Consider the following 21,322-nt stretch of genomic DNA (forward strand, 5'->3'; position numbering starts at 1 on the left):
GATACGTGATGCCGGTTCGCAGCCTCCTGCAGTTCGTCCTGCTGATCGCGCTCGTCTTCGCGCCGATCTGCAGCATGGGCGGCATGGCGAACGCTGCGCCGATCGGCGCGCCCACCGCCGAGCATCATGCGCCCAAGGCGGATGCGGGCCACTGCGCTGACATGGGCGGCGGCGATCAGGATGACCAGTCGAATGGCGATGTGGGTTTCGACTGCCGGATGGCTTGCGCCGGCGTGCTCACTCCGACGCCATTGGTGACCGAGACGCAGATCATCCTCAGTGTCCCACAGCGCGTCACGTCGGTCGTGCCGACGCCCGGTCGCAATCCAACAGCTGAACCACCCCCTCCGCGACTCTCCTGACGCCCGAGCGAGCTCTGCTCGCGCAAACCGTCATTCCAGGAGAGATCAGATGAAGTTCTTGCTCATGAGCGCGGTGGCGCTCGCATTCGCCGCGCCCGCAGCGGCTCAGACCGCCCCTGACGCCCAGGCTCACCAGGGTCATGCTCAGCACCATGCCGCTCAGCCCGGCACGCAACCGGCCGCACATGCCGAGCACACGCAGCACCAGGGCCACGGCGGCTCCGGCGTCGACCACAGCAAGCATGCGAACTGCTGCGGCGACGCCGACGGCAACGGCCGCATGGATTGCTGCGAAGGGGCTCAGGCCGGTCAGCGTCCGTGTTGCGAGGGGCACGCCGCGAGCGGCCAGGCCCAATCCGATCGCCCCGCGCCGTCGAACTGAGCGCATAAAGGCGCCGGAACGCGTTCATACGTCGGCTCCGGCGCCGACACGGCCGTTTAGCGGTCGAGAGGACACGACATGCACGAGACGATCGCCCTCAACAGGCGGGCCATGCTGCGCGGAGCCGCGCTCGGCGGGCTCGGCCTGGGGCTCACCAACCTCTTCCCGGCCTGGGCCCAGACCGGCTCGCCGGGGCTGCGCACCGATCGGCCGACGCTGACGGGTGAGGACATCCGCCTCCGCGTCGGCCACAGCGCCTTCACCGTCGGCGGTCGCACGGGCCACGCGATCACGGTGAACGGCGTGCTGCCGGCCCCGCTGATCCGCCTGCGCGAGGGTCAAAACGTCCGTATCCATGTGGAGAACACGCTCGACGAGGACACCTCAATCCACTGGCACGGCCTCATCCTGCCGTTCCACATGGATGGCGTGCCGGGGATCAGCTTCCCGGGCATCCTGCCGAGGACGACCTTCACCTACGAGTTCCCGATCAAGCAGTTCGGGACCTACTGGTACCACTCGCATTCCGGCCTGCAGGAGCAGGCCGGGCACTACGGGCCGCTGGTGATCGACCCGGCGGGCGCTGAGCCCGCGGCGTACGACCGCGAGCACGTGGTCGTGCTCAGCGACTGGACGTTCATGCACCCGCATCAGGTCATGGCGAAGGTGAAGAACGAGGGCGGCTACTTCAATCGCCAGAAGCAGACGCTCGCCGGCCTGCTGCAGGGCAGCGATCCGGAGGAGCGGATGTCGGCGTCCGAGCGGCGGATGTGGGGGCGTATGCGCATGGACCCGACCGACATCGCCGACGTGACGGGCACGACCTACACCTACCTCATCAACGGGCATGGGCCGCAGGAGAACTGGACGGGCCTGTTCCGCCCCGGTGAGCGCGTGCGCCTGCGCGTCATCAACGCCTCGGCGATGACGATCTTCAACGTGCGCATCCCGGGCCTGCCGATGTCGATCGTTCAGGCCGACGGCACGCATGTCCGGCCGGTCGAGACCGACGAGTTCCAGATCTCGGTCGCCGAAACTTACGACGCGATCGTCACGCCCACCGAAGACCGGGCGTACACGCTCATGGCGGAGTCGATCGATCGGTCCGGCTTCTGCCGCGCGACGATTGCGCCGCGCCTGGGCATGGTCGCGCCGGTGCCGCCGCTCCGCCCGCGGCCGACGCTCGGCATGAAGGACATGGGCATGGGCGGGATGGATCATGGCGGCATGAACCACGGCTCCATGGGTCACAGCTCGGGCGGCCAGTTGGGCGACTCGGCGATGGGTCGCGGCGCGGCAGCCCCTCCCGCCGGGGCCGATCATGCGGCGATGGGCCATGGGTCGGGCGGCATGAACCACGACATGCGCGACGAGTCGCTCGTACCGCCGAACATCGATGTCGGTGTTGGCGTCGACATGATCGCGCCCATCCCCGTCGATAGGACCGGGGACCGGCCGCTGGGGCTCGAGAACGAACCGCATCGCGTGCTGACATACCACGACCTAGCGCCCTTGGAACCGTTCCACGACCGGCGTCAGCCGACGCGCAGCGTCGACATTCACCTGACCGGCAACATGGAGCGGTTCATGTGGAGCTTTGACGGCAGAAAGCTTAACGAAGGCGCCGAGCCGATCCGCTTTGAGCGGAACGAGCGGGTGCGGGTGAACCTCATCAACAACTCGATGATGAACCACCCCATCCACATCCACGGGCACTTCTTCGAGCTCGTGACGGGGATGCCGCACGGGCATCCGGTGAAGCACACGGTGAACGTGATGCCGGGCGGCAAGGCGAGCTTCGACCTGACCGCGGACGCCCCCGGCGACTGGGCGTTTCACTGCCACCTGCTCTACCACATGCACGCCGGCATGATGAACGTCGTGAAGGTCCGACCGATGGACGACGCCCCGAACGCGAGCGGCACGCCGCCGCCATCGGCGCGTTCGGGCGGCACGGGAGGCGCGGCATGAGGCGCGCACTCCCTCTCGCGGCCGCCGCGACGATCGGCTTCGCCGCCCCGGCACTCGCCCAGCACGTCGGCCACGGCACACCGCCCGCGACGGCGCAAGATCCCGCGTCCTCTCCATCGACCGGCGATCCGACTTGCCCCGCGGAGCACGCCGCCATGGGCCATTGCACGCCCAAGCCGTCTGCCACCCCAGCAGCGCAGTCCGCTTCGTCCGCACCGGTCGATCCCGCGTGTCCGCCAGAGCATGCGGCTATGGGTCATTGCACACCGAAACCGGCGGCAGAGGCTGCGCCGCCTTCGGGTGCGGTAGTGGCGACGGACCCGGCTCCGGCACCCGCTCTCCAGACGGCTCCGGCTGCTCCGGGCTGCACCCCTGAGCACGCGGCGATGGGACATTGCACGCTTGCGTCTCCCCAAGCCGGAGTCGATCCGCACGCGGGGCATGGCGCGGCAGCTCCAGCGCCTGCGACGCCTGCCGCGGGCGCGGCCGATCCGTCTTGCCCGCCGGAGCATGCCGCTATGGGCCATTGCACGGCGAGAATTGGCATGGCGGCCAGCGCTCCGCCCGTCGCGCCGCCTCCGCAAGCTGCCTTCTCCGGACCCGAGAACGCGGCCGACACGGTCTGGGACCCGCAGCTGATGGCTCGGAAGCGGCAGGAGGAGTTGATCGACGAGCACGGCGGCTACACCGGCTACATGGTACTGTTCGACCGGCTGGAGTACCGCGGGGTCGACGGTCGCGACGGTTACGCCTGGGACGCCGAGGGCTGGTACGGCGGCGACTACGACCGCCTCTGGATCAAGACCGAGGGCGAGGGTGAGTTCGGCGGGGCGCTCGAGTCCGCCGAGGTGCAAGCGCTGTACAGTCGCGCGATCGGTCCCTGGTTCAACCTGCAGGCCGGCGTCCGTTACGATTTTCGCCCCAAGCCCGATCGTGGGCACCTGGTGCTCGGCGTGCAGGGACTGGCCCCGTACTGGTTCGAGATCGACGCCGCGGCCTTCCTGTCCGAGAAGGGTGACCTCACCGCCCGTTTCGAGGCCGAGTACGACCAGCGGATCACAAACCGCCTGATCCTGCAGCCGCGCGTGGAGTTCGATCTGGCGGCGCAGGACGTGCCCGAGCTCGGCGTCGGCGCGGGTCTGTCGACGGTCGAGGCGGGCCTCCGGCTGCGCTACGAGATCAAGCGCGAGTTCGCCCCCTATGTTGGCGTGCAGTACGAGCGCCGCCTCGGCGATACGGCGGACTTCGCGAGGGCCGCGGGCGAGGATGTCGGCGGCTGGGCGTTCCTGGTCGGTCTGCGGTCCTGGTTCTAAGGAGGCGCTGATGACCCATAAGCACGCGCTGATGCTCACGCTCGCAGCCTTGATCCTCGGCAGTCAACCCGTCTGGGCTCACGAGACAACGTCTAAGACGGCGCAAGCGGGAGCCTTGAACCCTGGAGCGCGAGCCGCGGCGTCGATCGTAAACGCGTTCCACGCCGCGCTCGCGTCAGGAGACGTTCCGGCGGCCTTGGGGCACCTGAGCGAAGACGCGACTATCTTCGAGTCCGGCGGGGTCGAACGAGGCAAGGCCGAATACGCCGCGCACCACGCGCCTGCCGATGCCGCCTTCGCCAGAGCGGTCCCGAGCCGCACCACGCGTCGCTCCGGCAACCTTTCGGGCGACACCGCCTGGATTTTGACCGAGGGGCGCACGACCGGAACTTACAACGGCAAGGCCGTCGACCGCGTCACGACGGAAACCATGCTGCTTCGCCGCACGGGCGGGGTCTGGCGAATCGTTCACATTCATTGGTCGTCCGCCGCCGCGCGGCGGGCCGCCTGATCATCGAAGGAGACCAAGATGCGTAGTTTCGTCCTGCCTCTCGCCGCTGCGGCGGCCCTCGTCGCCAGCCCCGCGTTCGCGCACACCCGGCTGGTCAGCGCCAATCCGGCGCCGAACGCCTCCGTCCGCGCCGCGCCAGCCCAGCTGCAGATCACCTTCAACGAGGCGGTGCTGCCTCGCTTCGTGACGGTCGCGGTCACCGGCCCGGACGGCGCCAAGCTGCACGTCGCCACCGTCGCCGTGGACCCTGAGAACCGGAGCCGCGTCAACGCGGTCGTGCGCGGCTTTCAGCGGCCTGGCGCCTACAAGGTCGACTGGTCGGCGGCGGGCAGCGACATGCACCGCATGACGGGCAGCTACAGCTTCACGCTGCGGCCGTGACGGAGGCCGGGCCGATCGCAGCCCGCTTCCTGCATTACGCCGCACTCGTCCTAGTCTTCGGCGCGTTCGCTTACGCGAGCTACGGAGCGGGGTCAGCAAGTGTTACCCGACGGCTCGGTCGCCTGGGTCTGGCGTCGAGCGCAATGCTTCTGCTCGCGGCCGCCGCCGTGTTGATCGCGACTGTCGCCGGGCTGGGCGGCGGCTTCGCCTCGCTCTCCGATGCGACGCTTTGGTCCGCCGTCGTCACGGAGACCGACTTCGGCAGGGTCTGGTCCGTTCGGCTCGTCATGGCCGCGCTGCTGATCGCAGTCGCTGTCGTCACGTGGCGCCGGCCGGTACGAGCTCTGAGACGAACAGGTCTTTTGCTCGCAGGCGGGCTTGTCGTCACCGTCGCGCTGACCGGCCACGCGACGGCCCAAGAGGGCGTGGCCGGCTTGTTTCATCGCACGGCGGACGCAGCGCACCTCCTCGCGGCGGCGGTGTGGCTGGGGGCTTTGCCGCCGCTGCTTTTCCTGCTTGCCCAAGATGCGTCGGGCGTTCGCGGGGACCTCGAGACGGCTTCGGCCCGATTGGTGGCGTTCCACAGCATCGGCCTGGCGGCGGTGGCCGTGCTGGTGGTCTCGGGCGCGGTGAACAGCTGGTTCCTGGTCGAAAGCCTCGATCGGCTTTTCACCACAACCTACGGCGGAATCCTGCTCGCGAAGCTGGCGGTCTTCGCCACGATGATCGGTCTCGCGGCGTCTAACCGGCTGCGCCTCGTGCCGGCGCTGGCGTCGAGCCTGACAAGTGGCTGTGACAGCGAGAGGGTCCGCAGCCGACTGCGCTTGCACATCCGTGCCGAGCTTGCGCTAGGCCTTCTCGTGCTCCTCGCAGTCGCCATCCTCGGCACGATCGTCCCTGCCGCAGAGTAGAGATCGATGGTCGCAGTTCCGGAACCGTGGTGAAGACGACCGGTTCTGGTCGGATCGACAAGGAGATCAAGAATGTCGTTTCAGAGCCGATCGGTGACCGCAGCGCTCGCTGCATCCCTCTTCTTTGCCGCGCCCGCCATGGCTCAGGCGCAGGGCCATCAAGGCATGAACCACGGTAGTGCACAGCAAGCGGGTGGGCACGGCGATATGGCGCGTCAGGAGTACATGGCCGCCATGCAGCAGATGAACGAGCGCATGATGGCCGCCAACGATCCCGACCCCGATCGCGCCTTCGCCTTGAAGATGATTGAGCATCATCGCGGCGGAATCGCGATGTCGGAAATCGAAATCCGTCACGGCGACGACGCCGAGGCGAAGCGGATGGCGCAGAAGACGGCCGACATGCAGCGCAAGGAAATTGCCGAGCTGGAGAATTGGCTTCGTCGTCACGGCAGCCGACCGGCTGCTCGGTGATCCCACAATTTCGAACCGGCAATGGGTGTCGATTGCGTCGGGGTGCGCGTAGCTCAAGACGACGTAGAAGCCACAGGTCAGCTCCGCTTCTACAAGTAACGGCTAGACCTCGGCATGGTCTAGCCGCCGAGTGCTGTCGACGCCTAGACTGATCTAGCGCCGAACCGGTCGGGTGCGACGGAGGTGAACGTCCGGATGTTGCACCGTCGCCAGCGATGCGCCCTGCTCTTGTCTGCGCTGAGTAAGCCAGGCTTTGACCTCGGCTAGATCCCAAACCACGCATCTGGGCGATAGCGCGAAGCGGCGAGGGAAAGCGCCTCTTCGCTCCATCTCATAGATGGTGCTGTCGGCAAGCGGCACGATTGCCCTAAGTTCAGCCCGCCGGATGGTGCGTGGCAGATCCAGTGAGTGACGGCACGCGTTGGCAGTGGGTCGGTCGACGGGATTGGTCATGATCGCCTCCTTCGAGTGTCGAGGGAGAACGCCGGCTTGGCGACCTCAGCAGGGAAGCGCAGGCGATGCGGTAATCGGCGGCCATTGGCGTTGGTATGCGTAGGACGGAGGAGTAGGCGGACGGTACGACGGGCCGTTCCCATGGTCGTTGTAATCCAGCGCAGCGCGCCCTGGGCTGCCAACGTGTGCTTGCCGGTGTGGCTCTTCGCGCCGTAGCGTCGTAGGCGTGCGGTATGGAACGAGTGGGTGCTTTCCCGTGTCGCGCAGCCCTAGTTCGGTTTTAGGCGCGATATTCTTCGATTGTCGTCGTCAGGCCTGAAAATAAAATCTTGTGCTGATTTCTCTGTCGATACAGCTACTTAATCAGCAGCCGACGAAACTGACGGACCGCAGGGCGGGATTTTCAGGCGTCGGCGAGAAGAAAGCATTATCTTACAGCTGCTTATGCGGGATACGAACAATAGAGTGGGAGTGAGCAGCGGCCATGGCGCATTGGCTCGTGAAGTCGGAACCGCACAAATATAGCTGGGACGATCTGGTCCGCGACGGCGAGACGATCTGGGACGGTGTGCGGAACAACCAGGCTGCGATCTACCTGCGCGACATGAGGCAGGGCGACGGGCTGCTCTTCTACCATTCCAATGAAGGTCTGGCGGTAGTCGGCATCGCGACGGTGTCTGAAGAGCATTTTATCGATCCGTCGGACGAGAAGGGGCGCTTTCCCGCCGTGCGCGTGAAGCCGGTTCGCCCCCTGCGGCACCCGGTGACGCTGAAGGCCATGAAGGCGGAGCCGCGCCTCTCGGGCATGGCGATGTTCCGGCAGTTCCGGCTGTCGGTCACGCCGATTGAGGACGAGCACTGGACGCTGATCCTCCAGATGGCAGGCGACGCATGACGCCCGTGCTGCACGGCATTCCCAACTGCGACACGATGCGCAAAGCGCGGGCCTGGCTGAGCGCCGCCGGCATTGCCCACAGCTTCCATGACCACCGGCGGGACGGCGTCGACAAGGCGGTGCTGATGCGCGCGGTGGCGGAGCATGGGTGGGATGCGGTGCTGAACCGCAAGGGCACGAGCTTTCGCGCGCTTCCCGACGCGGCGAAGGCCGACCTGGATGGGGAGCGGGCAACGGGCCTGATGATCGAGCACCCGTCCACGATCCGGCGGCCCCTGCTGGACCTCGGCGACCGAACCGTTCTCGGCTTTTCGGCCGACCATTACCAAGCACTGTTCAGCGTCGCCTGACCAGTCGACCGGGATGCCCCGGTTGCCTTATATTGGGCATAGTTGGCAGATAGCGGCGCCTGTCATTTCAGCCAGAGAGTATGCCTGAGCAATGCGGTGGTCGGTTGTCGTACCCGTCTACAACGAAGCGGCGTTCCTGCCGGCGACGATCGCTTCGCTGGCAGCGCAGAGCGTGCCGTTCCACCTCATCCTGGTCGACAATGCCTCCACTGACGACGGCATCGCCGCGGCACGGGGGCAGATCGAGGGGGCGGGGATCTCGGCTGACATCCTGGAGGAGCGTACGGCCGGTCAGGTCCATGCGCTGAAGCGCGGGATTGATGCGGCGGTAACGGAGTTCGTGGCGATCTGCGATGCGGATACGGTCTACCCGCCAGGCTATCTGGCGGAGGCGGAGCGGTTGTTCGATCGCGGCGGGCATGCGGTGGTCGCGACCAGCGCCTATCTGGTGCCGGAGCGCGCCCGTGGACTGAAAGCGTGGCTGCGCGTGTGGAAGCAGCGGGCGGTGTTGTCGCTGTTGCCACGCCAGAACCATGTCAGCGGGGCAGCGCATTGCTTCCGACGAAACGCCCTTGTCCGGAGCGGGGGCTATGATGCGCGGATCTGGCCGTTTGTGCTGAAGGATCATGAGCTGATGCAGCGCGTCCTGCACCTGGGGCGCCAGGCGCATTCCCGGGCGCTCTGGTGCCGGTCGTCCGAGCGGCGCGTCGACCGCAAGGGCGTGCGCTGGACCCTTGCCGAGCGCATTTTGTACCATGCCACGCCCTTTGCGCTGAAGGACCGGCTTTTCCACGATCTGCTCGCCCGCCGCTTTTCGGCGCGCGGACAGCGCGACACCGTCCTTCGCCGGCAGAGCTGGGCGCCGGCAGGCAGCGAGGCGTGATCCCCATCGCCGACAAGCCGCCCCAGGCAATCGCCATGGACCTGCCGAAGCTGGAAGAGCCGTCCCGACGCTGGCCCAAGCTGCTGCTGCACGTCATCACGGCGGCGATGGTGGTGGCGATCGCAACCAGCGTGAGCCGGTCGGACATCGAGACCTTCCTGGCCGCTGTCGCCGCGCAGCCGGCCTTTCTGGTCGTCCTCGCCGCGCTCTACTTCGCGCTGCCGATCGCCGACTGGATCATCTTCCGCCGGCTCTGGCGGCTGCCGGTCGCCGGCTTTCCCGTGCTGCTGCGCAAGCGCATCAGCAACGAGCTGCTGCTGGATTATTCGGGCGAGGCCTATTTCTACCTGTGGGCGCGGCAGCGTGCGAGCCTCACCAACGCGCCCTTCGGTGCCATCAAGGATGTGAACATCCAGTCGGCGCTGGCAGCGAACCTGGTCACCATGTTGCTGCTGCTGGTCGCCTATCCGTTCCTGACTCAGCTCAACATGGGTCGCTATGCTTCCGCATCGCTGTGGTCCGCGCTGTTGATCATGGCGATCACGCTGGGCGTGCTGTTGTTTCGGCGGCGCGTGTACAGCCTGACCCGGCGCGAGTTGGTCGAAATCCTCGGCATCCACCTTGCCCGTCTTGCCGTCACGACGACGCTTGCCGCGGTGCTGTGGCACCTGCTGGCCCCGGCGGCGCCGATCGGCCTTTGGCTGGCGCTGGCGGCTTTGCGGCTGCTGGTCACCCGGCTGCCGCTGATTCCGCAGAAGGAGGTTCTGTTCGCCTCCATCGCGGTGTTCATGCTCGGCCGGAACGCCGAAACGTCGGGATTGGTGGCGCTGACATCGGCATCGCTGCTGGCCATGCACCTGATCGTCGGTGCCGCGCTGGTCGTGGGTGCATTTTGGCCGGGGCGCGAGGCACGGTGATGCGCGCGATCCTGCCCCTGCTGCTAGTCGCCGTTCCACTCTCTGCGACCGCTGCGCCCGTGCCGCCTCGCGAGGAGCGTGGCCGCGCCGATGCCGATTGTCGTCCCGGCGAGACGGGTCCGGGCTACCGGATTTCGGTGCGCGGGCTGAAGGACCGCACGGGACTGATGCGGCTGGAGCTATATCCCGCATCGCAAGAGGACTTCCTTGCGCCCGACCGGGTTCTGATAGCCGCCGACAAGCCGTTCCGGCGGGTCGTCACGGCCATGCCGACGTCGGGCCCGGTGACGCTGTGCATCCGCGCGCCGGGGCCCGGCACCTGGGCGCTGGCCGTCCACCACGACCGCGACCGGGACGGGCGGTTCGGTTTTCTGCGCGACGGGGTCGGATTTCCGAACAATCCGCGCATCGGCCGCGCGAAGCCGGACGTGCGCGCTGTCGCCCTGCCGGTCGGCCGCGGCCTCGCTGAAACCGTGGTGATCATGAATTATCGCCGGGGCCTCGGCTTCGGTCCGATCGGCTGACAGCCGCGCAATGAAGATCGTCGACGTCTGCGAATTCTATTCGCCGCAAGGCAGCGGCGTGAAGGTCTACATCAAGGCGAAATTCGCCGCCGCGGCCGTCGCGGGGCACGAGGTGGTCGTCGTCGCGCCGAGCGATCGGAACGAGGTCGTCCCGCAACCGGGCGGACGGCTGGTCCTCGTCAAGGCACCCGCCCTGCCGTTCGACAAGCGCTACAACATGTTTTGGGACGAGGCCGACGTCCATGCGGTGCTCGACCGGGAGCAGGGTGATATCGTCGAGGCGTCGTCGCCGTGGATGGGCGCGAAGATCGTCGCCCGCTGGCAAGGGAACGCGGCCAAGGCGCTGTTCATGCACCATGATCCGCTGTCCGCCTGGGCTTACCGCTGGTTCGAGGGGATTGCGGACCGCGACCAGATCGACCGCGGGTTCGGCTGGTTCTGGCGATATCTGCGCTGGCTGGGCGAGCGGATCCCGACGGTGGTGTGTGCCGCGCCGAGCCTGACCGCCCGGCTGGCCGCCGGCGGGATCGGCGGCACCGTGACGGTGCCGATGGGCGTGGATGCGGGCGTCTTCTCCCCTGATCTGCGCGACGAAGCGCTGCGCGCCGAGCTGCTTGCGCGCTGCGGCCTTCCTGCAGACGCGACGCTGCTGCTGGGGATCGGGCGGCACACAAATGAAAAGCGCTGGCCGACCGTCATCGATGCCGTAACATCGGTGGCCGCCCGGCGCCCGGTGGGGCTGGTGCTGATCGGAAGCGGGCACAAGCAGAAGAAGGTGCTCGCCCACATTGCGGACAACCCGCATGTCCAGCCGCTCGCCCCGATCATGGATCGCGCACGGCTTGCGACCGTGATGGCCAGCGGCGATGCGCTGATCCACGGGTCGGCTGCCGAAACCTTTGGTCTGGTCGCGTCGGAGGCGCTGGCGTCCGGCCTGCCGTTGATCCTGCCCGACCAGGGGGCGGTCGCCGACATCGCCCGGCCCGAGTTCGCGGAGCTGTACCGGACCGGCGATCCGCGCGATGCCGCCGCCGCCATCGAGCGGATGCTTGATCGTGACCAGCTGCAGCTGCGCGCGGCAACGCGGGCGGCAGCCGCGCGTGCGCGAACGCTGGACGACCATTTCGTAGATCTGTTCGCGACGTACCAGGGTGTGCTCGACCGAAAGCGGGCAGCCTGATGAACTGGCTGCTGGTCCGCCCCATCGAGCAGCTCCGCCGCCGGCTGGCGATGCGGCGGGCGCGCGCGCCCCTCTGGTACATGCTTCTGGTCTGGGCACAGCGAAACGTGCCGCGCGACCGATGACGACCGCCACGGAGGAAGCGGGCTTGGCAGGGGCGCCGCCGCTGACCGGACCCTTGCTGTTCCTGATCACGGCGTTGCTCGGCTTCACCCTCCTGAAGGAGGGCACGGACCTGGTCGCCACGCAGGAGCCGCAGCTTGCCTTTGCCTGGGCGGCTGCGGTCGGCGCGCTGACGGCCGCCTTCCTTTGGGTCGATCCGCGCCCGCTGCCGCGGTTTGCGCTGCGGGCGCTCAGGGGATCGGTGATCTTCCTCGCGCTCTACTTCGCGGTTGAGCCGTTTGCCGTGCCCTATGCCGCGTTGCCGCCCGACCATCCGGCGGTGGTGCTGCACCAGCTTGGCCGGCCGATCGGCATCGCGCTGGCGGTGATCGGCTGGTGGCGGCCGAGCGCGCTGTTCGGGTCGGCCATGCTCCTGTGGATGATGCGGGAGCTGCAGACCGAACTGACCGGCTTCTATTTCTCCACGCTCGACATCCGCAACGTGGCGGAGATTGTGGCCTTCTTGAGTATCGGGTTTACACTCATCGCGGGGGCAAGGCGGGTCGAGGGCGTCAGGAGGGCGCTTGCCGTCGACGACGCGCTGATCCAGACCGGAACCATGATGATGCTGGCGGCCGCGATCGGCGCGCATCTGGCGAACTATTTCTGGTCCGGTCTTGCCAAGCTGGCGCTCGATGGCGGCTTTTTCAGCTGGCTGCTGGACAACAGGCTGTCCGACGGCATCCCCGCGGCGCTTGAAAAAGGAACACTGCCCTTTGCCGCATGGCCGTGGGCGGTGGAGGCGGTGCACGGCGCGCTGGTCTTCCTGTCGGTGCCGATCAACATCCTGTCGTGGACTGTGCAGATCCTGGCGGTGGTGGCGGTCTGGAAGCGCCGCTGGCTGATCCTGGCGACGATCGCCTTTGATGTGTTCCATGTCATCGTGTGGGCGACCCTCGGCCTGCTGTTCTGGAAGTGGATCGCGCTCAACATGATCGTGGTCGCAACGCTTGCCGCCGTGCGCGAGGACGAGTGGAACCGGGTGGTCAGGACCACGGCCGTGCTGTTCGTGATTGCAGGCATTGCGCTGTTCCGCGTGGCGACGCTGGCCTGGTACGAGACGCCGGGCTTTGCCTCGCCCTATTTCGTCGCCCGCATGGACGATGGCAGCCTGCATCGCGTGCCGAACGCCTATTTTGGCTCGTCCTCCTACCAGGTGTCGCAGGGGCGGCTCTGGTATCCGGGAGGCTACGGCCACTTCAATCCGTCGATCTGGGGATCGGTGCTGAGCCACAAGGATGCAGTGGCCGGTCGCACCTGCACCGTGCCCGCGCGAAGCGAACCGGCGGCGGAGCAGTGGGGGCCGCGCCACCAGCTCGCGCTCTACATGCAGGCGCAGCACAAGCGCGTGCTGGCCCACGCCGACGACCGTGGCATCTGGCACTATTACCGCGTGCCGCACCACCATGTGCCAAGCCCGTTAGTGGCCGACAGCTTCTACCCGCTGGATAAGCGGCGGATCGCATCCTACATGTTTGTCATGGACAGCGTCTGCCTCTCGCTCGATCAGGGCCGGCTAAAGCGGCAGGTGGTGAAGCGCAGCGTGCTGCCGCTTTATGACGCGCGGGCCGACCGGGTGCTGCAATGAGCAACGACGGCATCTGGATCGTCTATGACGGCGAGTGTCCGTTCTGCTCCGCCTATGTGAAGCTTGTCAGGCTGCGCGACGCGGTCGGCAAGGTCAGGCTGGTGGACGCCAGATCGAGCGACGATCCCATCGTCGGTGAGATGCGCGCGCGCGGGTTCGACCTGAACCAGGGCATGGCGATGAAGATGGGTGACGAGTATCTGCACGGCGACGCGGTGATCCATCGCCTCGCGCTGATGAGCGGTCCATCGGGCACGCTCAACCGGGTACAGGCCTGGGTGTTCCGGTCGCGCCGTCGCTCTGCCCTCCTTTACCCCATCATGCGCGCAGGGCGGAACGCCACGCTGAAGCTGATGGGGCGGCGTCCCATTCCGGATCCGCGCTAAGCCCCGATCCGCGCCGCCGTTTGCCGCAGCGAGCGCGCTCGGCTAGGCCGCGTTCATGTCAACGACCTTCACCGTCGATAGCGCCACCAGCCGCGCCACGCCCACGCCGCTGCCGATGAAGCGCGTGACGGTGCCGGCGGTCAGGGCACGAAAGGGCGGCGAGCCGCTGGTGATGCTGACCGCCTATACGGTTCGGACGGCCCAGCTGCTCGACCCGCACTGCGACATGCTGCTGGTGGGCGACAGCCTGGGGCAGGTGATCTACGGCCTGCCATCCACGCTGCCCGTCAGCCTGGAGATGATGGCAGCGCACGGCGCGGCGGTGGTGCGTGGCAGCCACCATGCCCTGGTGGTCATCGACATGCCGTTCGGCAGCTATGAACGATCGCCCGAACAGGCATTCGACAGCGCGGCCCGTCTGCTGAAGGAGACGGGTGCCGCGGCGGTGAAGCTGGAGGGCGGGGTCGCGATGGCGCCGACCGTCGCGTTCCTGTCGGCGCGGGGGATTCCGGTGATGGGGCATGTCGGGCTGACGCCGCAGGCGGTGAACCAGCTTGGCGGACACCGGGTCCAGGGGCGCGGCGATGCCGCCGCCGCCCGCGTCACGGCCGATGCCCGCTCGATCGCTGAGGCAGGCGCCTTTGCTCTCGTGATCGAGGGGGTGGTCGAGCCGCTGGCCCGAACGCTGACGGGCGAGGTCGCCTGCCCGACGATCGGCATCGGGGCGTCGGCGGCATGTGACGGTCAGGTGCTGGTGGCCGAGGACATGCTGGGTCTGTTCGAGCGCACACCCCGCTTCGTGCGGCGATATGGCCGGATGGCGGAGGAGATCGGCGAGGCTGCCGCCGCCTATGCCGCCGATGTTCGCTCCAGGGCCTTTCCGGGCGAGGCCGAAATCTATCCCGCGGGCGATTGATCCGCCCTGCCACCGCCACCTTTCACCGTTAGCCGCCGGCCGCTAAGGTCCCGCGCGCTTTTCCCACCGGAGTTCCTCATTTGGCCCTGACGCCGCAGAATAACGAAGCCTTTCTCCGTGAAGTCGACGAGGAGCTTCGGCGCGACAACGTCACCAACTTCTGGCGGCGCTATGGCCTGCTGGTGGCGGCAGCCGTCGTGCTGGGCTTGGCCGCGCTGGCCGGCTGGATGATCTGGCAGCAGCGCCAGGCCGCCGCGGCCGGCCGCGAGGGCGAGGCGCTTGCCCAGGCGATCGACAGCCTGTCCAAGAACAACGCGGCAGGCGCCCGCGCGTCGCTCGACGCGCTCGCCACGTCGGAGACGCCGGGGTATCGGGCGGTCGCGAAGCTGGCGCAGGCCGATGTGGCGCTGCAGTCGGGCAATCGCGCAGGCGCCGCGCAAATCTACCAGTCGGTCGCCACCGATGCGGGCATCGGCCAGCCGTTTCGCGACGTGGCGCTGGTTCGCGCAACCGCAGCCGAGTTCGATCGGCTGCCGCCCGCCACCGTGATCCAGCGCCTGCGGCCCTTGGCGCAGCCTGGCAATCCCTGGTTCGGGAGCGCGGGCGAGATGGTGGCGATGGCCGAGCTTGCGCAAGGCAATGGCGCAGCCGCAGCGCGGCTGTTCACGGCGATCGCCAACGACGCGGCGGTGCCGCAGTCGATCCGTTCACGCGCCGTGCAGATGGCGGCCGTAGTGGATGCGGGAGGCCAAGCGCCCGCCGCCGCGGCGCCGACGCCGGCCGCCGCCCCCCAGGAGACCGCACGATGACCCCCGGCCGCATCAACCGCCTTGTCGCGACGCCCCTGTTGCTGGCCGCGCTGGTGGCGTTGCCCGCCTGTGGCATCTTCCGGTCCGGCAATTCCGGGCCGAAGACGCCGGTGGTGGGCGAACGCGTGCCCGTGCTGACGTCCGACAACAGCGCGGAGGTTGACCCGACACTCGCAAGCGTGGCGGTGTCGGTGCCGGCGCCCGTCCAGAACAACAGCTGGACCCAATCGGGCGGCAATGCCGCCAAGTCGATGGGCCACCTCGCACTGGGCGCGACACCGACGCAGGTGTGGACGGCGACCATCGCGGGCACGTCGAACCGCGCGCGGCTGGCAGCGTCGCCGGTGGTGGCGAACGGGCGCGTCTACGTCATCGACAGCGAGGCACGCATCCATGCCTTCGATGCGGCGACGGGCGCGACCGTCTGGACCACCGTGCTGGGCGCGGATGGAAACACGCGGTCGCTGTTCGGCGGCGGCGTGAGCGTGGAGGGCGATCGTCTTTACGCCACCAACGGTGTCGGCGATGCGGCCGCGCTCAACATCGCGGACGGCAGCGTCATCTGGAAGGTGCGACCGGGTGGCCCGCTGCGCGGCGCGCCGACGCTGTCCAACGGCAATGCCTATGTCATCACGCAGGACAACCAGTTGTTCGCGCTGTCGCAGGCGGACGGCAGCGTCGTGTGGACCGAAGCCGGCACGATCGGCGTGGCCGGCGTGTTCGGGGTTGCTGCCCCCGCGGCAGCGCAGGGATCGGTCGTCGCGGGCTTCTCGTCGGGCGACCTCAATGCCTATCGCTACGAGAACGGTCGCGTGCTGTGGCAGGACGAATTGGCGCGCACGGGCATCTCCTCGACCGCGGTGGCGACGTTGAGTGACATCAACGCCGATCCGGTGATCGACCAGGGCCGGGTCTATGCCATCGGCGCGGGCGGCCGGATGGTCGCGCTGGAACTGACCACGGGCCAGCGGCTGTGGGAGCTGAACGTCGGCGGCATCTCCACCCCGTGGATCGCGGGCGAGTGGCTGTTCGTCGTGACCGATGAAGGCAAGCTGCTGTGCGTTGCGCGCTCGACCGGTCGCATCCGCTGGCTGACGCAGCTGCGGCGGTACCGCGACGATCGCCAGTCTCGCGGGCCCGTGAGCTGGACGGGCCCGGTGCTGGCGGGCGGCCGCCTGATCCTGGCGTCGAGCGAGGGGCAGATCGTCTATGCCGACCCGGTCACGGGAGCGGTTCAGGCCACGCAGGAGCACCGTGTGCCCATCCAGCTGTCCCCGGTCGTGGCGGACAACACGCTCTACCTGCTCGACAGCGATGGCCGGCTGAGCGCTTGGCGCTGATGGAAACGCCCGTCGTCGCCATTGTCGGCCGACCCAATGTCGGCAAGTCAACGCTGTTCAACCGGCTGGTGGGCAAGCGCCTGGCGCTGGTCGACGATCGGCCCGGGGTGACCCGCGACCGGCGCGAGGGGGATGCATCGCTGTTGGGCCTCGATTTCCGCGTCGTCGACACGGCCGGGTACGAGGAAGACGATCCGCAGACGCTGCCCGGCCGCATGCGCCAGCAGACGGAAGCGGCCGTGGCCGGCGCGGACGTGGCGCTGTTCATGGTGGACGCACGCGCGGGCATCCTTCCGCTGGACGAGGAAATCTCCCGCTGGCTGCGCGCGGGCGACACCCCCGTGGTGCTGGTCGCCAACAAGGCGGAAGGTCGCGCGGGGGAGCAGGGGCTGCTCGAGGCGCTCGCCCTGGGCTTTGGCGATGCGGTGGCATTGTCGGCGGAGCATGGCGAAGGCGTGGCCGACCTGTTCCAGGCGCTCCGCCCGCATCTGGAGCGGCCGGAGGGCGACGAGGCAGACGAGACGCGGGCCGAGGACGGCCCGCTGAAGATCGCGATTGTCGGTCGGCCGAACGCCGGCAAGTCGACGCTGGTCAACCGGATCATCGGCGAGGACCGGATGATCACCGGACCCGAAGCCGGGATCACGCGCGATTCGATCGCGATCGAGTGGTCCTGGGAAGGGCGCCCGGTCCGCCTGATCGACACCGCCGGCATGCGCAAGCGCGCCAACATCACCGACAAGCTGGAAAAGCTGTCGGTGTCGGACGCGATGCGCGCGGTGGATTTCGCCGAGGTGGTGGTGCTGCTGCTGGACGCCACGCGCGGCCTGGAGGCGCAGGACCTGAAGATCGCCGACCATGTTCTTCAGGAGGGCCGCGCGCTCATCGTGGCGCTGAACAAATGGGACGTGGCGGAGAACGCGTCCGCCCTGTTCAATGGCGTGCGTGCAGCGCTGGACGAAGGACTGGCACAGGCGCGCGGGCTGCCGCTGCTGACCGTGTCGGCAGCGACGGGCAAGGGCATCGACACGCTGATGAAGGTCGGCTTCGAGGTGCGCGACGCCTGGTCGAAGCGTGTGCCGACCGGGCAGCTCAACCGCTGGTTCGAAGGCGCTTTGGAGCGCAACCCGCCGCCGGCGCCGGGAGGCAAGCGCATCAAGCCGCGCTATGTGACGCAGAACAACACGCGGCCGCCAAGCTTCGTGATGTTCGGCACGCGGGTGGACCAGCTGCCCGAAAGCTATCGCCGCTATCTCGTCAACGGGATCCGCAAGGAACTTGGTTTCGGCACGGTGCCGGTGCGTTTCGTGATGCGGGCGCCGAAGAACCCGTTCGATCCGTGATCGTCGACGCCCGCGGGCTGCGCTGTCCGTGGCCCGCCATCCAGCTGGCGCGGGCAATGCGCGAGACTGCAAACGTCATCATCGTGGCCGACGACGCGGCCGCGCCGCGCGAGATCGCCGCGCTCTGCACCGAGCGGGGGTGGAATTGTGATCCGGCGGAAAGCCCGATCGGGCACGGATTTCGCGTGATTGATCCCAATCAGTCCTGATCGGCCATGATCATAACGGCTCCTTTACCGCCGAGCGGTTAGCAGCGGCGGAGGTGACGTGACGGTCAAAGGGACGGGCGCAAGTGGCCGAAGTACAGTCAGCAGCATTGGTGAACTGGTCGGACTTCGCGAAGGCGCGGGCCGAGCTGGGCGCGGATTTCATCCGCATCATCGGCTATTTCCGCGAAGACGGGGTGAAGTCGATCGCCGCCATCGAAGAAGCGATGCGGGCGCGCAGCGCGGTGGCGCTGGTGCGGCCGGCGCATACGCTGAAGGGTGAGTCGCGCCAATTCGGCGCGGAGCCGCTGGCCGACATGGCCGAGGAGATCGAGGTGGTTGCTCGTCGCTGCGTCGAGCATCAGGAATCGCCGGAGGAGCTGATTCCCCATGTCGTCGAGCTCAGGAAGCTGTTCGACCAGACCTTGGCGCTGTTCGACCGCGAAACCAATCCGCTGGTGCAGCGGCGTCCTGGCTTCGGGAAGCGTCAGGCGCTGGGCTGAGGCTGCCCGGCGTCGCCCGGTTCAAGGGCGACGCTGGGACCGGGTGGGTCAGCCGACCTCGCCCGGTGTTTCGTCCGCGGGGGCGGACTGCAGCTGGATATAGTTGTGGATGCCCATCAGCTCGATCATGTCGAGCTGCTTTTCGAGCATGTCGACATGCTCCTCCTCGCTCTTCAGAATCCAGGCAAGCAGATCGCGGCTGACATAATCACGCACGGATTCCGCATGCGCGATGCCCTCGCGCAGCAACGGGATGGCGTCCGCCTCCAGCGCCAGATCGGCGCGGATGATCTCCTCCACGGTCTCGCCAATCTTCAGGCGGCCGAGCAGCTGGAAGTTGGGCAGGCCGTCGAGGAACAGGATGCGCTCCGCCAGCTTGTCGGCGTGCTTCATCTCGTCGATCGATTCGTGATACTCGTGCTTGGCGAGCTTGTAGACGCCCCAATGCTCCAGCATCCGGTAGTGCAGGAAATACTGGTTGATCGCGGTCAGCTCGTTCTTGAGCGCCTCGTTCAGATAGTCGATGACCTTGGGGTCGCCCTTCATCGCAGTGCCTCGAACTTGCTGTGTGTCGGATCGCTCCTACCTGAGAGCGGCTCCGAAATCATCAGCAAAAATGGCGGAAAACAGCCATTTCTTCGCTACTGCGAGGCTTATGCAGTTGCGCGCTCATCCGCGATGATGTTGCGGGCATAGGGGATGCACTGCCCGCAGCGCGGACGACGGCCCATGCTGGCGTAGGCGCTCATCGGATCGGTGCAACCGCCGCGGACAGCAGCGCGAACATCGCGTTCCTTGATTGCGTTGCAGATGCACACGACCATCGATCGACTCTCCCGCTCGCGACGGGGGTAGCGCTAATGAGAATGGATCGCAAGCTATTTGCGAGTGAGTGGCAAGAGCTGCATCGCCGCCATCGACCGCCAGAGCCACTCTATCGGGCCCAGACGGAAGCGGGACAGCCACGCAGGCGACCACCACAGCATCACCGTCCATGCCACCAGGACCAGCAGCAGGAGGACGGGGCGGCCGAGCAGGCCATAGAGGCCGAGACCCCAGCCATCGAAGAGAGCGGTGAAGACAAGTGTGGCGCCGAGATAGTTGGACAGTGCCATGCGGCCGGCGGCACGCACCCTGGCCGACACTGGATCCAACGCCCGTGCCGCCCAGCCGGCCAGCAGGAAGAGCCAGGCAAGCGTTAGGAGGACGCGCGGTGCGATCGACCAGGCGAACACAACCGCGGCCGTGTCGACGGGATCGAAGCCACGATGCCAGCAGATCCACGCAAGAATGAGGGTAGCCGGCAGGCCGACCGCCGCCGCGATCGTTCCCCAACGAGCGGCTTGCGGATGCGACAGCAGCCCCGCCTTGTGGATGGCCATTCCCATCAGCATGAAGCCGGCGACTTCCAGTTTCGCACCCGCATCGCCGAACAGCCCGCTTGCGCCATAATCCCGGATCCGCGCGGCAAAGGCGTCAGACCAGCCGAGCATGTGCATGGCGACCTCACCGGCACGGTCCGCAGGGGTCGGCCAACCGATCCAGCTGTTGTAGAGGGTCCAGAGCGCGCGTGCATCGGCATCGGCGCCCGGACGCAGGGCGGCGTTCCTGATCTGCGCCAGATCGGCGATGAAGGCAGCCTCCGTCATCAGCGCGCCGGCGAACATGGCAATCGCCGCCATCATGAGGATGAGCGGAGGTGCCGGCCGCAACAGAAAGACCAGCAGCCCTACGACAGCGTAGTCGGTCAGGATGTCACCGGTCCAAAATCCGTAGAAATGGAGGAGGCCGAGCAGCAGCAATGCCGCCATGCGGCGCAGGTGACCCACCGCGGGGTCCGCGCCGCGCCGGTCCGCAGCGTCGGCGGCGAGCAGAATGCCGATTCCGAACAGCAGCGCGAAAAGCCCGCGCATCTTGCCGTCGACAAGCACGAATTGGGCGGTCCAGATGATCCGGTCCACGGGAGAGGGCCCAAGCGCATCCGGATTGAGATAGGCGGCGTCGGGCAGCGCGAAGCCGACGATGTTCATGAGGAGGATGCCCATGACCGCCACGCCACGAAGCGCATCAAGCGTGGCGAGCCGCTCGCCGCCCTCCCGTGTCACGGAGCGATGATGACCGGCCCGGCTGGAGCGACCAGATGGCCGGCGAGCAGCAGGACCACGCCGACCAAGACGGCTGGGAGATGACGCCCGACACGGCGCGGGCCATCCCCGACGATGAAGAGGCCAAAGGCGATCGCCAAGCCGACAAGCGGGCCGGAGACATACCAGCGGTCAATCACGGCGCCGATCCGTGCCGCCGCAAGCATAACGGCCACCGCGACCATGCCCAGGATCAGTGGATGGAGCAGTCCCACAAGGATCGCACCCGGCCAGCCCCGCAGGCGCCTCGAGAGCGCGCCCATCACAGTGGCGCAGCGTTCGGGCATCGTTGCCAACCCGGCATCGACCAGCACCGCCGCCAGCGTCCCCCACGCAGCCGCATGGCGCACCCACGGCTCCGCCCAGGCTCGAGCAACCGCATCAAGGACGCGTGCGAGGTCCGGCATCAGCGTGCGGG

At 67.6% G+C, this 21,322-nt stretch carries 28 protein-coding genes; 23 read left to right on the plus strand and 5 right to left on the minus strand.

The annotated features are described in order from the left end of the window. Positions 1 to 8: 8 nt before the first annotated feature. The 8 genes from GGR88_RS00405 to GGR88_RS00440 all read left to right on the plus strand — a co-directional run bounded on the left by GGR88_RS00405 (position 9) and on the right by GGR88_RS00440 (position 6,305). Complete coding sequence (locus GGR88_RS00405) at positions 9 to 362, plus strand: hypothetical protein (protein ID WP_167951893.1); 354 nt, start codon at positions 9 to 11, stop codon at positions 360 to 362. A gap of 49 nt (positions 363 to 411) precedes the next feature. Then, on the plus strand, positions 412 to 744 hold the full coding sequence (locus tag GGR88_RS00410; RefSeq protein ID WP_167951895.1) for a hypothetical protein: 333 nt from the start codon (positions 412 to 414) through the stop codon (positions 742 to 744). Positions 745 to 822: 78 nt separating this feature from the next. Beyond that, the gene (locus GGR88_RS00415) at positions 823 to 2,715 is read left to right on the plus strand and encodes a copper resistance system multicopper oxidase (protein WP_167951897.1); all 1,893 of its coding nucleotides are present in this window, start codon (positions 823 to 825) and stop codon (positions 2,713 to 2,715) included. 545 nt (positions 2,716 to 3,260) lie between these two features. Further along, the gene (locus GGR88_RS15120; protein ID WP_245196397.1) at positions 3,261 to 4,028 is read left to right on the plus strand and encodes a copper resistance protein B; all 768 of its coding nucleotides are present in this window, start codon (positions 3,261 to 3,263) and stop codon (positions 4,026 to 4,028) included. A 10-nt stretch (positions 4,029 to 4,038) separates the two neighbouring features. Continuing rightward, positions 4,039 to 4,539, plus strand: coding sequence for a YybH family protein (locus tag GGR88_RS00425; RefSeq protein ID WP_167951901.1), 501 nt, complete (start codon positions 4,039 to 4,041; stop codon positions 4,537 to 4,539). Between the two features lie 18 nt (positions 4,540 to 4,557). Then, positions 4,558 to 4,920, plus strand: coding sequence for a copper resistance CopC family protein (locus tag GGR88_RS00430; RefSeq protein WP_167951903.1), 363 nt, complete (start codon positions 4,558 to 4,560; stop codon positions 4,918 to 4,920). Then, positions 4,917 to 5,831, plus strand: coding sequence for a copper homeostasis membrane protein CopD (gene copD, locus GGR88_RS00435; RefSeq protein ID WP_167951905.1), 915 nt, complete (start codon positions 4,917 to 4,919; stop codon positions 5,829 to 5,831). Before GGR88_RS00430 ends, copD begins: the two co-directional genes overlap by 4 nt. A gap of 72 nt (positions 5,832 to 5,903) precedes the next feature. Further along, positions 5,904 to 6,305 carry a DUF305 domain-containing protein gene (locus GGR88_RS00440; RefSeq protein WP_209023157.1) on the plus strand — a complete coding sequence of 134 codons (402 nt, stop codon included), beginning with the start codon at positions 5,904 to 5,906 and terminating at the stop codon, positions 6,303 to 6,305. Between the two features lie 153 nt (positions 6,306 to 6,458). Here GGR88_RS00440 and GGR88_RS00445 read toward each other — a convergent pair whose 3' ends face one another. Next, entirely contained in the window at positions 6,459 to 6,758 is a 300-nt protein-coding gene (locus GGR88_RS00445; protein ID WP_167951907.1) for a helix-turn-helix transcriptional regulator, read from the minus strand. A gap of 484 nt (positions 6,759 to 7,242) precedes the next feature. On the opposite strand from GGR88_RS00445, the gene GGR88_RS00450 reads away from it, so the two are divergent. The 15 genes from GGR88_RS00450 (at position 7,243) to GGR88_RS00515 (ending at position 18,760) form a co-directional block, all read left to right on the plus strand. Then, positions 7,243 to 7,653 carry an EVE domain-containing protein gene (locus tag GGR88_RS00450; RefSeq protein ID WP_167951916.1) on the plus strand — a complete coding sequence of 137 codons (411 nt, stop codon included), beginning with the start codon at positions 7,243 to 7,245 and terminating at the stop codon, positions 7,651 to 7,653. Then, positions 7,650 to 8,003, plus strand: a complete 354-nt coding sequence (locus GGR88_RS00455) for an arsenate reductase (protein ID WP_167951918.1) — start codon at positions 7,650 to 7,652, stop codon at positions 8,001 to 8,003. Before GGR88_RS00450 ends, GGR88_RS00455 begins: the two co-directional genes overlap by 4 nt. Positions 8,004 to 8,094: 91 nt before the next feature. Further along, the gene (locus GGR88_RS00460; RefSeq protein WP_167951920.1) at positions 8,095 to 8,886 is read left to right on the plus strand and encodes a glycosyltransferase family 2 protein; all 792 of its coding nucleotides are present in this window, start codon (positions 8,095 to 8,097) and stop codon (positions 8,884 to 8,886) included. After that, positions 8,883 to 9,803, plus strand: a complete 921-nt coding sequence (locus GGR88_RS00465) for a hypothetical protein (protein WP_167951922.1) — start codon at positions 8,883 to 8,885, stop codon at positions 9,801 to 9,803. Before GGR88_RS00460 ends, GGR88_RS00465 begins: the two co-directional genes overlap by 4 nt. Further along, the gene (locus tag GGR88_RS00470) at positions 9,803 to 10,327 is read left to right on the plus strand and encodes a DUF2141 domain-containing protein (protein ID WP_167951924.1); all 525 of its coding nucleotides are present in this window, start codon (positions 9,803 to 9,805) and stop codon (positions 10,325 to 10,327) included. The genes GGR88_RS00465 and GGR88_RS00470 overlap by 1 nt, the downstream gene beginning before the upstream one ends. Positions 10,328 to 10,337: 10 nt before the next feature. After that, complete coding sequence (locus GGR88_RS00475) at positions 10,338 to 11,507, plus strand: glycosyltransferase (protein WP_167951926.1); 1,170 nt, start codon at positions 10,338 to 10,340, stop codon at positions 11,505 to 11,507. Continuing rightward, the gene (locus GGR88_RS15455) at positions 11,507 to 11,632 is read left to right on the plus strand and encodes a hypothetical protein (protein ID WP_280742072.1); all 126 of its coding nucleotides are present in this window, start codon (positions 11,507 to 11,509) and stop codon (positions 11,630 to 11,632) included. Before GGR88_RS00475 ends, GGR88_RS15455 begins: the two co-directional genes overlap by 1 nt. Then, positions 11,629 to 13,257, plus strand: a complete 1,629-nt coding sequence (locus GGR88_RS00480) for a hypothetical protein (protein ID WP_167951928.1) — start codon at positions 11,629 to 11,631, stop codon at positions 13,255 to 13,257. The genes GGR88_RS15455 and GGR88_RS00480 overlap by 4 nt, the downstream gene beginning before the upstream one ends. After that, positions 13,254 to 13,643, plus strand: a complete 390-nt coding sequence (locus GGR88_RS00485) for a DCC1-like thiol-disulfide oxidoreductase family protein (protein ID WP_167951930.1) — start codon at positions 13,254 to 13,256, stop codon at positions 13,641 to 13,643. The genes GGR88_RS00480 and GGR88_RS00485 overlap by 4 nt, the downstream gene beginning before the upstream one ends. A 55-nt stretch (positions 13,644 to 13,698) precedes the next feature. Further along, complete coding sequence (panB, locus tag GGR88_RS00490) at positions 13,699 to 14,559, plus strand: 3-methyl-2-oxobutanoate hydroxymethyltransferase (protein WP_167951932.1); 861 nt, start codon at positions 13,699 to 13,701, stop codon at positions 14,557 to 14,559. 80 nt (positions 14,560 to 14,639) lie between these two features. Beyond that, positions 14,640 to 15,368 (plus strand): tetratricopeptide repeat protein, encoded by a 729-nt coding sequence (locus GGR88_RS00495; RefSeq protein WP_167951934.1) that lies wholly within the window; start codon positions 14,640 to 14,642, stop codon positions 15,366 to 15,368. After that, positions 15,365 to 16,708: an outer membrane protein assembly factor BamB family protein gene (locus GGR88_RS00500; RefSeq protein ID WP_167951936.1), complete on the plus strand. Its 1,344-nt coding sequence runs from the start codon at positions 15,365 to 15,367 to the stop codon at positions 16,706 to 16,708. The genes GGR88_RS00495 and GGR88_RS00500 overlap by 4 nt, the downstream gene beginning before the upstream one ends. Further along, positions 16,708 to 18,051 carry a ribosome biogenesis GTPase Der gene (der, locus tag GGR88_RS00505; protein WP_425338457.1) on the plus strand — a complete coding sequence of 448 codons (1,344 nt, stop codon included), beginning with the start codon at positions 16,708 to 16,710 and terminating at the stop codon, positions 18,049 to 18,051. The genes GGR88_RS00500 and der overlap by 1 nt, the downstream gene beginning before the upstream one ends. Continuing rightward, positions 18,048 to 18,260, plus strand: coding sequence for a sulfurtransferase TusA family protein (locus GGR88_RS00510; RefSeq protein ID WP_167951938.1), 213 nt, complete (start codon positions 18,048 to 18,050; stop codon positions 18,258 to 18,260). Before der ends, GGR88_RS00510 begins: the two co-directional genes overlap by 4 nt. A gap of 107 nt (positions 18,261 to 18,367) precedes the next feature. Continuing rightward, positions 18,368 to 18,760: an Hpt domain-containing protein gene (locus GGR88_RS00515; protein ID WP_209023240.1), complete on the plus strand. Its 393-nt coding sequence runs from the start codon at positions 18,368 to 18,370 to the stop codon at positions 18,758 to 18,760. A gap of 48 nt (positions 18,761 to 18,808) precedes the next feature. Here GGR88_RS00515 and bfr read toward each other — a convergent pair whose 3' ends face one another. The 4 genes from bfr to GGR88_RS00535 form a co-directional block, all read right to left on the minus strand. After that, complete coding sequence (gene bfr, locus GGR88_RS00520; protein ID WP_167951951.1) at positions 18,809 to 19,306, minus strand: bacterioferritin; 498 nt, start codon at positions 19,304 to 19,306, stop codon at positions 18,809 to 18,811. Between the two features lie 107 nt (positions 19,307 to 19,413). Further along, positions 19,414 to 19,584: a (2Fe-2S)-binding protein gene (locus tag GGR88_RS00525; RefSeq protein ID WP_167951953.1), complete on the minus strand. Its 171-nt coding sequence runs from the start codon at positions 19,582 to 19,584 to the stop codon at positions 19,414 to 19,416. Between the two features lie 54 nt (positions 19,585 to 19,638). Then, the gene (locus GGR88_RS15560) at positions 19,639 to 20,865 is read right to left on the minus strand and encodes a DUF418 domain-containing protein (protein ID WP_167951955.1); all 1,227 of its coding nucleotides are present in this window, start codon (positions 20,863 to 20,865) and stop codon (positions 19,639 to 19,641) included. Then, positions 20,862 to 21,311, minus strand: a complete 450-nt coding sequence (locus GGR88_RS00535) for a hypothetical protein (protein ID WP_167951957.1) — start codon at positions 21,309 to 21,311, stop codon at positions 20,862 to 20,864. The genes GGR88_RS15560 and GGR88_RS00535 overlap by 4 nt, the downstream gene beginning before the upstream one ends. Between the last annotated feature and the right edge of the window lie 11 nt (positions 21,312 to 21,322).

Origin of the sequence: Sphingomonas jejuensis, assembly GCF_011927695.1 — a bacterium.
Lineage (GTDB): Bacteria > Pseudomonadota > Alphaproteobacteria > Sphingomonadales > Sphingomonadaceae > Sphingomonas_K > Sphingomonas_K jejuensis.